This is a genomic window from Corynebacterium sp. (assembly GCF_030532325.1).
GTDB lineage: Bacteria > Actinomycetota > Actinomycetes > Mycobacteriales > Mycobacteriaceae > Corynebacterium.
In genome coordinates this window covers 81,094-93,206 of the sequence record NZ_JAUNLS010000009.1, presented here as the reverse complement: position 1 = coordinate 93,206, position 12,113 = coordinate 81,094, and the positions used below count along the sequence as shown (strand labels likewise).

Below are 12,113 nucleotides of genomic sequence, written 5' to 3'. Positions count from 1 at the left end.
CTTCCAAGGATGAGTCTTCCTCCACTGAGGGTTCTTCCTCCAAGGATGAGAATGGTTCCTCCTCTGAAGCGCAGACCGCTCCGACCGAGGATGCAACTCCTTCCGAGGACGCTGAGGCTCCCGCTGAGGACACCGACACCCAGGAGTAATCCTTTCGAGGTATAGCTCCTAGGAATACAGAGTCCGTGGCAAGGACGCTGGTTGGTGGCTAGCTCCCAGCTAGTCACCGGCTGGTTGCCACGGCAATTCCACCAAGCATGACGCCCGTCGTCCTCCCCTTCACTGGGGTGGCGGCGGGCGTTGGTGATCTGCGTGCTAGCCAGAGTTCGTGCCTGTTCATCGCGGCTTTTCTTATTATTTGTGCAATAATTTGGGAATGAACAATTCAGGCGAAATCGCAGGTCACATCGGAACACCACTGACCGGCAACGCCACCAAAGTGCTGTTGCTCGGAGCGGGGGAACTGGGAAAGCAACTCGTCATCGCCTTCCAGAACCTTGGCATGGAGGTCCACGCTGTCGACCGCTACGCAGGCGCACCGGCCCAGCAGCTGGCGCATTTTAGCTACATCGCAGACATCCACGACGAAGACAAGGTGTGGGAGCTCGCCGAGCGCATCAAGCCGGACTACGTTGTGCCCGAGGTAGAAACCATCGCTGTGGGGGCGCTCTCCCGCCTGGAGGAGGAGACAGACGCGATCGTCGTGCCCACCGCCCGGGCATGTGAGCTCACCCAGACGCGCGAGAGCGTGCGCCAGGTGGCAGAAAACATCGGTTTGCCGGTGTCCGCCTACCGCATGGCCAACAACGAGGAAGAACTCAAGGAAGCTATCGCGGAACTGGGCCTGCCGTGCATCGTGAAGCCTGACGTGACCACCTCCGGGCGCGGGCACATGGTGGTCAAGGACGAAGAGGACATCGATGCAGCGTGGGAGGTCGTGCACAGGTTTTCTTCGACCGGTGACCGTGTGGTGGCGGAGCGCTTCGTGGACTTTGACTACGAGGTAACACTGCTTGCTGTGCGTTCCGTGGACCCGGCAACCGGCATGCTCAGCACGTGGTTCAGTGAGCCCATCGGCCACCGCCACGAGCGCGGAAACCTAGTGGAGATGTGGCAGCCCATGCCTATGAGTGCGGCGGCACTCGAGAACGCCCGCTCCGTGGCGGCGAGAATCTCCAATGAGCTGGGCGGGCGTGGTGTGTACGGCGTCGAGCTCTTTGTAGCCGGCGATGACGTGTACTTCTCTTCCGTCTCACCGCGGCCCTCTGATACCGCGATGCTGACCGCCTATACGCAGCGTTTTTCTGAATTCGAGCTGCACGCACGCGCCATTCTGGGATTCCCCATCGATGTCACGTTGACCTCTCCGGGCGCGGGAGCCTTCGTGCACGCGGAGGAGGGCTTGGAAGAGGTGGCGTTTACTGGCATCGCGGAGGCGCTGGCCTACGAGGAGACGGACGTGTTGCTTTTTGGCAAGCCCAGTGCCTACGTGGGGAGGCGCATGGGTCTGGTTACCACGACCGCGGAGGACATTGAGACTGCTCGCGACCGCGCGGCCTTGGCGGCCGGGAAGATCGGTGTGTGCGCCACCCCGGGCGTGGAGCTGCACGGGGAGTCCCTGGCCATCGATGTGGAGCAATCCGAGGAATCCGATATCGAGGTCCTTGAAGAGCCGGAGCCGGTGGTCGAGGTGGATCCGACATTGATTCGCTCCGCAGACGACTAACTCAGTGCTGTAAGGGCTTGCTTGTCAGGACTTCGCAGCGGTTTCCTGCAGGCGCGCGATGTGCAGCGTGAGGTAGGAGATCTCATCGGGGGTCAGCGAGTCATTCATACGCAGTTCGATGAGGTTGGCCACCACCTGGGCGGACTCGTCAGCCTCCGGGTACTGGGAGTTGATGGCGCTGGCCACCTTGCTATCCGCGGAGTCCAGCTGCTTGTGCTCAGCCATGCGCACGAAGAGGTAGCGCAAGTGGGTGATGAAGCGGGCTACCGAGATGTCCTCGCTGTTGAGGACAATGCCGTTGTGCGAGCCGATGATGTCCAGGATTTGCTGGATGAGGCCCGTCATCCGGTAGGTGCCGGAGAGATCACCCACCGTGAAGCCGGCGTTGACCAGGTGCAGGGTGAGCGCGACGGCCTCCGAGGAATCCAGGGGAGTGGTTAGCTCCTTGTTGATCTCAGTCAAGAGGTCGGTGGCCAGGGCGAAGTCCTCGGCGTAGAGGTGGCGCACCTCGGCCTCTAGGGGGTAGGCCACGCTGATTCCGCGGGTGTTCGCACCATGCACGTGATCCGCCAGGGCAACCACGAGGGTGAGCTTGCTGCGCAGGGCCTCGGGGATGTCTACCCGCCCCATGGCATCGATGATGAGCTGAACGTACTCGCCGGGAATGGCCGCCACCATGGCTGCGGAGTGATCGGGGTCCCGCCCGGAGGCGGGCACGAAGATCTTAACCACCTTTTCCGGATCCACCGGATCCCCGGGCTTGGCCTGAAAGCCGATGCCGCGTCCGGTGACGATAACTTCTTCGCCGTCGCGTCGCGCCAAGATGACGTTGTTGTTGAAGACGCGAAGAAGTTGCACGGGTTGCCTTTCGGAGTCAGTTATCGAGGGGCCTCGATGGGAACTGTGGGAGTGGGACGGGGACTATGAGTTGCGGGGACGGGGAACTGTAGGGTGCGGGAATTCTGCTAAGCAAGCTTAATACGAAGAAGCGGCCCGCTAAACACTTCGCGGTGAGTGTGCGCTGGAGTTCGCGCTGGAAGTGTTCGGCGGGCCGCCTGCGACTGATTTGTCTATGGCGCGCTACTAGCGGGTGGCGGTGATGATGGTGTCACCCACGCTGGCGTGCTTGAGGCCGGCCGGGGTGACCGAGCCCAGGGACTTGGTGTTGGTCACGGCCACGACGATGGTGGTGTCGTAGCCAGCCTCACGGACCTTGTCAAAGTCCACAGTGGCCAGCAGGTCACCGGCGGCGACGGTGTCGCCCTTCTTGACGGCCTGGGTGAAGCCTTCGCCCTTCATCTTCACGGTGTTGATGCCGATGTGGACGAGGACCTCAACGCCGGAGTCCGTCTTGATGCCGTAGGCGTGGCCGGACTTCATGGCGCTGACGATGGTGCCGGAGACGGGGGAGTGGACCTCGTTGGTGGCGGGGATGACGCCCACGCCATCGCCCAGCGTGCCGGCGGAGAAGACCGGATCATCGATCTCAGCCATGGGGACAACCTCACCGGTGGCCGGAGAGGTGATCTCTACGGTGCCCGTTGTGGTACCGGCGGCGGTGTGTGCGTCGGCGTCGGTGGCGGAGTCGGCTGCAGCGGTGCTGGTCTCGGGCTTGGTGGCCACGGCGGTGGCGGCACCAGCGCTACCGGCAGCAGCGCCGGTGGTGGCGCTGGCGGCGGCGAGGGAGGCATCGTCAAGCAGCGCAGCCTCGGAAGGATCGATGCCGGCGGCCTCGGCGGCGTCGCGGGCAGCCAGGGCCTCGGCGCGCTCCTCCGGGGTGCGGTAATCGGTGAAGAAGATAAGCAGGAAGGCCACAAAGAAGGCCACTGCGATGGCGATGACGTACTTGAGCATCGGGTCAAAGACCGGGATGGTCAGCAGCGAGGTGAACACGAAGGCGTTGGTGGTGATGCCGTTGGTGCCGATGGTCAGCAGGGCAATGGTCAGGCCGCCGGCGAAGCAGCCCACCAGCATGCGCGGGTAGATGCGCTTGTAGCGGAGGTGAATACCGTACAGGGAAGGCTCAGAAATGCCGCCGAAGAGACCGGCCATGAGTGCGGAGGCGGAGGTCTGGCGCATCACGGTGTCGCGGTCACGGATGGACAGAGCAAGCACACCGGCGGTGGCGCCGAAGCAGGCGAAGTTCCATGCGCCCATGGGGCCCTGGATGAAGTCGTAGCCCAGGGTCTGGATGTTGACCAGCATGAGGGCGTTGAGCGGCCAGTGCAGGCCCAGCGGGACGAGGAAGGGGTAGAGCATCGGGATGGCCAGCGCGAAGACGAAAGGCGCGTTGCTGTTGAGCCAGGACAGGCCAGCGCCGATGCCGTTACCGGCCCACACGCCGAAGGGGCCGATGAGGAAGGCGGTCAGCGGGATGACAAAGACCAGGGTGAGGAAGGGGACAAAGACCATGTGCACCGCAGAGGGGATGATCTTCTGAAAACCCTTGTAGAACAGCGCGGCCACAGCGGCCATGATCAGCGGGACGAAGACGTTTCCGCCGTAATCCTGCAGCTGCATCGGCAGTCCGAAGATATCGATGGAGCACTGCTCCGTGCCCAGGGTGTCATTGGTGATGCACTGCACGGCCGGGTTGTCCTTGAGGCCGGTGAACTCCGGGGTGAACAGCGCGGCCATGATGGCGGCGGGCACCCAGGGGTCGATGCGCAGCTTCTTGCCGGCGTTGTAGGCCACCATCACCGGCAGGAAGAAGAAGACGGAGCGCCACATGGCGTCGACGAAGATCCAGGCGGCCGGCTTATCCTCAGCGCGGAAGTCCACCACGCCGAGGGCGTCGAGCACCGCGGCGAAGGCGATGACCAGGGACGCACCCAGCAGCACGCCCAGGATCGGGCGGAAGGAGTCTGAGAGGTATTCAAAGAAGGCGTCCATCCAGGGCAGCTTGCCCTTGGCCTTGGCGCGAGCGGCGGCCTTGACGTCGGCGTCGGTGTTGCCGAAGTTCTTCATGGACGGAAGGGCGAGCATCTCGTCGTAGACGGTGGCCACGTCACCGCCGATGACCACCTGATAGTTGCTGCCGCCCTGCGGGACAGCGCCCATGACCTTGGGGATGGCCTCAAGCGCGTCCTTGTTGGCCTTGGAGGCGTCAGCCAGCTCGAAGCGCAGGCGGGTGGCGCAGTGTGTGAAGGAGACGATGTTATCCGCCCCGCCGATGCCATCAAGGATGGCCTCGGCTGCCGAGCGAGTCTCTGTCGACATGAGAGTTCCTTTCGTGTTCTTTCAGTGCGACTTGATTTCAGTGCGGCTTGTTTGCTCTGAGGGTGCGCCCCGGCGGGGTGGCAGCGTCAGGGCCAGTGGACGTAAAAACCACAAAAGACCTAGACCGTGCGCCAGATGCGTGGCGGTGCGCCAGCACAAGTGTGGCGGTGTGCCGAGATGGCGCACGGTCTAGGTCTTGCCCTCAGGAGTCTCAGCAGCCTTAGCCGGAAGTCTTACCCGAAGTAACAATCCTGTACCTGATGTTACTCATGGGGCTCATAAAGAAGCAATCGTTGTGTGATCATTCACCTAGTGCTGTGCCGTGATTCACTTATCGGTGTGCTGTTGTTCACTTATCAATGTGAAAATCAGGGCCTAAACGGGCGTAATCGGGCAAAAACTGTGTTTTACAACGCACATAGCCGTGGAAAAGGGCACAAAAAGCAACGCTACAGTAGGGTTGAGTAGTCACTTAGTTTTCCACCTGTGAGCTGGAACATAACTACTAGGAGAGGTGCTTCATGACCGCACATAACTCAGCGTTCATCAGCGTCATTGGCTGTGGATTCGACGGCCTCAACATTGAATCCCTAGCTCAGGAACTCGGCGCCACCTATGCGCTCGTGGATGACCTGGGTACCGAACTCGGGGAAGTACTCGTCAACGCGCCGGAGGGGGACCTGGTGATCCAGGGCACCGGCGTGATGGACTTCGACGCCAAGGCTGCCGCAGCGCTGGGCCTTCCCTTCATCCTCATTTCCAACGCCCCGGAGCGAACCTCCGAGCTGGCGCTCAACCACGCACGTTCCGTCGGCGCCACCGTGGTGGGCGCCTTTACTGATATCTCCTCGGTGCCCGGTGCGCTCAAGGACGTTGCCGAGATCGAGCCCTACATGAGCGCGGAGCTCTTCCAGAAGAATCTGCTGGACCAGGCCCGCGCCATCGGCGCGCACATCGTCCTGCCCGAGGGCGAGGATGACCGCATCCTCGCCGCCGCCGGCGAGCTGGTGGCCGGCAAGGTGGCCCAGCTGACCATCCTGGGTGATGCGGAGGACATCGCCAAGCGGGCAGAAAAGCTCGGCGTCTCCCTGGAGGGGGTGGAGATCATTGACCACCTCACCTCCCCGCTGGCGGAGGAGTTCGCCGCCGACTTTGCAGAGCTGCGCAAGAAGAAGGGGGTGACCCTCGAGCAGGCCCGCGAGACCATGAAGGATGTCTCCTACTTTGCCACCATGATGGTGTACAAGGGCCTGGCAGACGGCATGGTCTCCGGTGCCGCGCATACCACCGCGCACACCATCAAGCCCTCCTTCCAGATCATCAAGACCGCGCCGGGGGCCTCCGTGGTCTCCTCCATCTTCCTCATGGTGATGCCAGGCCGCCTGTGGGCCTTCGGTGACTGTGCGGTCAACCCCAACCCCACCCCGGAGCAGCTCGGGGAAATCGCCGTGGTCTCCGCCAAGACCGCAGCACAGTTCGGCATCGATCCGCGCGTGGCTATGCTCTCCTACTCCACGGGCACCTCGGGCGCCGGCCCGGACGTCGAGCGCGCCGTGGCCGCAGTGGAGGCAGCCAAGGCGGCCGATTCCAGCGTGAAGGTGGACGGCCCGCTGCAGTTTGACGCCGCCTGCGACCCAGGTGTGGCGGCCAAGAAGGCCCCGGAATCCGCGGTGGCCGGCCAGGCCAACGTCTTCATCTTCCCGGACCTGGAGGCGGGCAACATTGGGTACAAGACCGCGCAGCGCACCGGCGGTGCCCTGGCGGTGGGCCCGATTCTGCAGGGGCTGAACAAGCCGGTTAACGATCTCTCCCGCGGCGCGACCGTTCCGGACATCATCAACACCGTGGCGATCACCGCAATTCAGGCAGGAGCAAAGTAGATGGCATACGTACTGGTTCTCAACTCAGGCTCATCCTCAGTCAAGTTTCAGCTGGTAGACCCCACTAGCTCGGCCACCGATACCCCCTTGGTCTCCGGCCTGGTGGAGCAGGTGGGCGAGCCCATGGGCGCTGTCACCGTCAAGACCGGCGGCGAAGAGTACAAAGAAGAGCTGGAAATCCCCACCCACTCTTTTGGCCTTGACCGCGCCTTTGCCATCATGCACGAACATGGCGTGGGCCCGAAGGACGTCGAGGTCGTCGCCGTGGGCCACCGCGTGGTGCACGGCGGGCGCCTGTTTAGTGAGCCGCAGCTCATCGTGGACCAGATCGAGTCCATGATCGAGGACCTCATCCCGCTGGCCCCGCTGCACAACCCCGCCAACCTGGACGGCATCCGCGTGGCCCGCCAGCTGCTGCCGGATATCCCGCACGTGGCGGTCTTCGATACCGCCTTCTTCAACCACATCCCGCCGGCCGCCGCGCTCTACGCCATCAACAACGACGTGGCCTCCAAGTACGACATCCGCCGCTACGGTTTCCACGGCACCTCCCACGAGTTTGTCTCCCAGCAGGTGCCGAAGCTGCTGGGGCGCGACCCGGATCACGTCCACCAGATCACCCTGCACCTGGGCAACGGTGCCTCGGCCGCGGCCATCCGCAACGGCCGCCCGATTGATACCTCCATGGGCCTGACCCCGCTGGCCGGCCTGGCCATGGGTACCCGCTCCGGCGACATCGACCCGGGTATCATCTTCCACCTCGTGCGTGAGGCGGGAATGACCGTGGATGAGATCGACGAGCTGCTCAACAAGAAGTCCGGTGTCAAGGGCATCGCCGGCGTCAACGACTTCCGCGTGCTGCGCGAGCGCATCATCGCTGAGGACCAGGACGCCTGGCTGGCCTACAACATCTACATTCACCAGCTGCGCCGATTCATCGGCGCCTACATGATTGCCCTGGGCCGCGTGGACGCCATCACCTTCACCGCCGGCGTGGGTGAGAACGACACCGAGGTGCGCCAGGACTCGCTCTACAACCTGGACATGTACGGCATCCACTTTGATAAGGAAGCCAACCTCGTGCGCTCCAAGGAGCCGCGCATGATCTCCACCGCGGATTCCCCGGTGAAGGTCTTCGTGGTGCCCACCAACGAGGAGCTGGCGATTGCGCAGAAGTCCGTGGTGATTGCGGACATGGCGCGTGAGGCGGGGCTGTACTAAGCCCGCATCCGTCGACGCGGCGCGCGCCTTTCGGTGATATTCGTTTTGCGGCTCTTGCCTTGATGTCACCGCTCGGTTACTTTGGAAGATGTAACCGAGCGGTGACTTTTCTTTATGTAACCGTACGGTGACGCTTGATGGGCGTCGTGGAGAGATGGGTGAGGAGGAGACATCATGGCACAACGCACGATCACGACCGTGATGCAGCTCGCCACGGAGATTCGTACGCGCCGAAAAGAGTTGGGTTTGACGCAGTCCGAACTTGGCGCGCGCATCGGCCGGAGCCGAAAGTGGATCAGTGATCTGGAAAGCGGCAAGACCACCGTTGAGTTGCTGCCTGTGCTCGATGCCCTGGGAGCGCTCAACTTAGAGCTCACCGTTGATGTAGGGAAGGGAGGTGACGCCCATGACGCAACGGTCGGAAGCCAGCCTGCTCAACGCCTACGTCGCCGGCCGCCTCGTCCGACGATCCGTGGAGCCAAGGCAAAGAACTCTGAGCCCGAGCATTCTGGGGCCGAACGCTCTGAGCCAGGGCCTTCTTAGTTAGAACATCGTCACCGGGCGCACCTGGTTGGCCAGATCCACCAGGGCGTAGCGGTGGCGGGCAAAGGGGGCCTGGCGGGCCAGGGCGCGCAGCGTGTCCGCCAGGCCGTAGCGCAGGCCGCGCTGCGTGAAGGCGAACTCAAAGAGATCGTTGGGGGAGGCCGCCTCATCCAGGCCAGACTCGCGCAAGAAGTCCAGCGCCGCGGAGATCACCGCTACCTTGACCTGCAAGAAGCGCGGCTCGTTCTGCGGGATCTCCTCCAGGCGGCGAGCTGCACGCCGGATGCGGGACTCGGTGAGATCGTGCACCACCAGCTGCAAGATGGTGGTCAGCCGGGCCATGCGGTGGTGGCGCGAGGCGTTGGGCACCTTGTCCAGGGTGGCCACGGCCAGCTCCACCTGCTGCTCCGCGCGCAGCTGGCGGGCCAGGCCGAAGGCGGAGGAAACCGTGGTGGGGTTGGTGGCCCACACAATGCCGTAGAGGCGCATCGAGCTAAAACGCAGGTGCGCGGGATCCTCAGTGACGTGAACCCAGATGTCCGGCTGATCCTCAAAGGCATCGTTGGGCAGGTCCGCCAGGTTGGTGGTGAGGTTGGCGCAGGCGCGGGCCACGGTGGCGTCGATAAGCGAGGTGTCCGTATAGCCCAGCTGCTGCAGGATGAGCTCGTTGACCGCGCCGATGGCCAGCTTCGGCGCGGCCTCACCGGGCAGCAGATCGAGCACGCGGGCGAAGTGGGACTGCGCGCCGCGGTAGTGATCCAACAGCAGCTCAGCCACGCCGGAGTACCACTGGAAGCGCCAATCCTGCTCCAGGCCCTCCTGGATGGAGTCGAGCCACTCGCGGGCCTGGCCGATGTAGCCCAGGTCAATCATGGAACGCACCACGCCCAGGGGGATCTCCGCGGACTCCTCGTACTCCGGGGTGCGCATGGCCTGGCGCAGGGTCTCCAGGGCTTCCTGTGGCTCGGTATAGGAGGCACCCTGCAGCAGGGAGGCGCCGACGTCACTGCGATCCACCAGCGGGGTGGGCAGCGCGGAGACCACCTCGGGGGCAGTGATGCGCACGGTGCGGTCGATGCCATCGATGAGCTGATCGGTGCGGAAGACCAAGTGCTTGGTGCCGAAGGTCGTACGCTGCGGGGAAAAACGCGAGTGCTGGGCCGGGTGCTGGATGCCGTCGCGCAGGGCGATGACCTCGCGCAGCACGCCGAAGAGCTGATCGCGCAGCTCAGCCACGCTGGTGAAGCGCTCCTCCGGATCCGTGGCGGTGGCGCGCAGCAGCAGGCGGTAGAAGGAGAGGTAGCGCCGAAACAGCGGCTCCTCGGTGGGGGTGGGCAGCCCCGGGGCGTAGACGCCGTCTTCGGTGGGCAGCTTGACCGTCAGGCAGGCCAGGGTGCGGCCGATGGTGTAGATATCGCTGGCCACCGAGGGGCCCTTGGTGGCGATCTCCGGGGCCTGGAAGCCCTTGGTGCCGTAGATGTGGCCGAAGGCGCCGATGCCGGAGACCGCGCCCAGATCAATGAGCTTGACCTGATCCTCGGTGACGATGATGTTGGAGGGCTTGAGGTCGTTGTAGACCACCCCGCGCGCGTGCAGGTAGTCCAGGGCCGGCAGCAGCTCCAGGATGTAGGCAATCGCGGTATCCACCGGGAAGAGGCCGCTGTCCTGGTCATTGCGGCGCTGCTTGAGGGAGGGCCCGCCCACGTACTCCATGACGATGAAGCCGCCGGGCACGCGGGCATCATCGATGAAGTTGAAAATCTTCACGATGCCCGGGTGGGTGATATCCGCCAGGAACTCGCGCTCCGCCAGGGCGGTGGCGGTCTCATCGGCGGACTTTTCTGACTGCATGCCCTTGAGCACCACGATGCGCCCGGAGACGAAGTGATCATTGGCCAGGTAGATCCAGCCCAGGCCGCCGTGGGCGATGACGCCAAGGATCTCGTACTGGCCGGCCACCATGTCCCCGGGGTTGAGCTGCGGCGGGGCCACGGTGGAGTTGGCGCTGGGGTCAATGAGGGCGTCGTGCGGATCGCTGGGCACCACGAAGGGCAGGGTGGTCATGCCGTCGGCGACCTCGCGGTCCGTGCGCTTGGCGGAGCGGCGCTCGCGGAAGGTATCCAGCGCCTTGCGGCGGGAGGCGTCTGAGGGATCCTCCGGCTTGCGCTGGTCACGCAGCTGGCCCAGCTCCGCGATGAGCGCGGCGATGTTATCGGAGCCGACGTAGTCCTCGCCGTCCTCGCCGGCTGCGGTGTTGGTGGCGCTGCCTGTGCCGTCGGTACCGTCGGTGCCGTCTGCGCTGTTGATGCCGTGGCTGCCGTGGTGCTGCAGCGGGGTGCTCAGGGCGCTGGTGCCGTCATCGAACTCGTCGGCGAAGGGATCGTAAGGCACCGCCGCGGTGCCCACGGCGTCGGCATCGGCGTAGGCGTCCGGGTTGGTGTGCGCGGTGGAGCCTTCGGTGTCAGCCGCTGCACTGCTGGTGCTGTGAGCGCTTGTCTCTTCGTCATCGGCGAAGGGGTCGAAGGCTACGGCCTGGGTGGCGTCGGCGGCAGCGTCGGTGGCGGCGGTATCGTCGGGCTTCTCGCTCATGGCTTCTCCTCCGTGCGGGCGTCGCTGTCTTCCTTGCGGTACTTCGGCTCCGGCAAGGTGGGCTGATCCATGTACTCACCCAGCCACTGCTGGAAGAGCATGGACCACGTGCCGTCCTGGCGGATGCGCTCCAGGGTGGAGTTGACCTGGCGCAGCAGCGGGCGGGAATCGTAGAAGGCATCCGGGCGGCGGGCGGCCACGCCGTAGTACTGGCGCTGCAGGGGCTCGCCCACGATGGAGGCGTAGGAGTCCTGCGCCAGCATGCCGGAGAGCAGTGCGTCATCGACCACGATTCCGTCGGTCTGCCCCAACTGCAAAGCCATGAGGCAGTCGCCCCAGGAGCGCGGCTGCAGAATGTCCGCGCCGGGGGCATGGGTGCGGATGGTGTCCAGAGAGGTCGAGCCCTGCACCGCGCACAGGGTGCGCCCGCTGGTCTCCTCAATGGAGTTGATGCCGGAGCTGGTGAGTACCAACAGGCGGGCGTCGGTAGCCATGTACGGGATGGAGAAGGCCACCTCCCGCTGGCGCTCAGCGCTGATGGTCATGGTGCGGATGACAAGATCCACGCTGCGGTCATTGAGCACCTGGGCGCGCTCCGAGGACTCCACAAAGCGGAAGTCCACCTTGGTGGGATCCCCGAAGATATCGCGGGCGATCTCCCGGGCGATGCCCACCTCGAAACCACGCACCTCGCCCGTGGCGGCGTCGCGGTAGCTCAGCAGGTTGTTGGAGCGGTCCACGCCCACGATGAGGCGGCCGCGCTTGATGATCTCCGGCACCCGCTCCTTGGCGCTCTTGTCATCCGGGCGGAAGGAGCCGATGGGCTCCTGCGTGCTGGCCTCCTTGGGTGGGACGGTGCCGGCCTTTTCAATCTCCGCGTTCTCTGGCAGCGGCGGGCCCGGCGTGGCGTCGAGCTGCGCGGCGGGGTGGTTCAT

Annotated in this window: 8 protein-coding genes; 4 read left to right on the top strand and 4 right to left on the bottom strand. The window is 64.3% G+C overall.

The features are described from left to right. Positions 1-376: 376 nt before the first annotated feature. On the top strand, positions 377-1,726 hold the full coding sequence (gene purT, locus Q4E25_RS06700; protein ID WP_303155446.1) for a formate-dependent phosphoribosylglycinamide formyltransferase: 1,350 nt from the start codon (positions 377-379) through the stop codon (positions 1,724-1,726). Between the two features lie 24 nt (positions 1,727-1,750). Here purT and Q4E25_RS06695 read toward each other — a convergent pair whose 3' ends face one another. Together Q4E25_RS06695 and Q4E25_RS06690 are read right to left on the bottom strand one after the other, a co-directional pair. Further along, complete coding sequence (locus tag Q4E25_RS06695; RefSeq protein ID WP_303155443.1) at positions 1,751-2,584, bottom strand: PRD domain-containing protein; 834 nt, start codon at positions 2,582-2,584, stop codon at positions 1,751-1,753. Positions 2,585-2,809: 225 nt separating this feature from the next. After that, a complete protein-coding gene (locus Q4E25_RS06690; RefSeq protein ID WP_303155441.1) occupies positions 2,810-4,945 on the bottom strand; it encodes a glucose PTS transporter subunit IIA in 2,136 nt (711 codons plus the stop codon). 521 nt (positions 4,946-5,466) lie between these two features. Between Q4E25_RS06690 and pta the strand changes: the two genes are divergently transcribed. The 3 genes from pta (at position 5,467) to Q4E25_RS06675 (ending at position 8,589) form a co-directional block, all read left to right on the top strand. Beyond that, positions 5,467-6,825: a phosphate acetyltransferase gene (gene pta / locus Q4E25_RS06685; protein WP_303155438.1), complete on the top strand. Its 1,359-nt coding sequence runs from the start codon at positions 5,467-5,469 to the stop codon at positions 6,823-6,825. Continuing rightward, positions 6,826-8,046, top strand: coding sequence for an acetate kinase (locus Q4E25_RS06680; protein WP_303155435.1), 1,221 nt, complete (start codon positions 6,826-6,828; stop codon positions 8,044-8,046). 174 nt (positions 8,047-8,220) lie between these two features. Further along, positions 8,221-8,589: a helix-turn-helix domain-containing protein gene (locus Q4E25_RS06675; protein WP_303155432.1), complete on the top strand. Its 369-nt coding sequence runs from the start codon at positions 8,221-8,223 to the stop codon at positions 8,587-8,589. On the opposite strand, the gene Q4E25_RS06670 is transcribed toward Q4E25_RS06675, so the two are convergent. Both Q4E25_RS06670 and Q4E25_RS06665 read right to left on the bottom strand, forming a co-directional pair. Continuing rightward, positions 8,590-11,178, bottom strand: a complete 2,589-nt coding sequence (locus Q4E25_RS06670) for a serine/threonine protein kinase (RefSeq protein WP_303155431.1) — start codon at positions 11,176-11,178, stop codon at positions 8,590-8,592. Then, the gene (locus Q4E25_RS06665; RefSeq protein ID WP_303155428.1) at positions 11,175-12,113 is read right to left on the bottom strand and encodes a glutamate ABC transporter substrate-binding protein; all 939 of its coding nucleotides are present in this window, start codon (positions 12,111-12,113) and stop codon (positions 11,175-11,177) included. The genes Q4E25_RS06670 and Q4E25_RS06665 overlap by 4 nt, the downstream gene beginning before the upstream one ends.

Bases quoted from the DNA above. Each gene is read 5' to 3' on its own strand.
- purT (WP_303155446.1), top strand. From the start codon at position 377: ATGAACAATTCAGGCGAAATCGCAGGTCACATCGGAACACCACTGACC.
- Q4E25_RS06690 (WP_303155441.1), bottom strand. From the start codon at position 4,945: ATGTCGACAGAGACTCGCTCGGCAGCCGAGGCCATCCTTGATGGCATC.
- pta (WP_303155438.1), top strand. From the start codon at position 5,467: ATGACCGCACATAACTCAGCGTTCATCAGCGTCATTGGCTGTGGATTC.
- Q4E25_RS06680 (WP_303155435.1), top strand. From the start codon at position 6,826: ATGGCATACGTACTGGTTCTCAACTCAGGCTCATCCTCAGTCAAGTTT.
- Q4E25_RS06675 (WP_303155432.1), top strand. From the start codon at position 8,221: ATGGCACAACGCACGATCACGACCGTGATGCAGCTCGCCACGGAGATT.
- Q4E25_RS06670 (WP_303155431.1), bottom strand. From the start codon at position 11,178: ATGAGCGAGAAGCCCGACGATACCGCCGCCACCGACGCTGCCGCCGAC.
- Q4E25_RS06665 (WP_303155428.1), bottom strand. From the start codon at position 12,113: ATGAACCACCCCGCCGCGCAGCTCGACGCCACGCCGGGCCCGCCGCTG.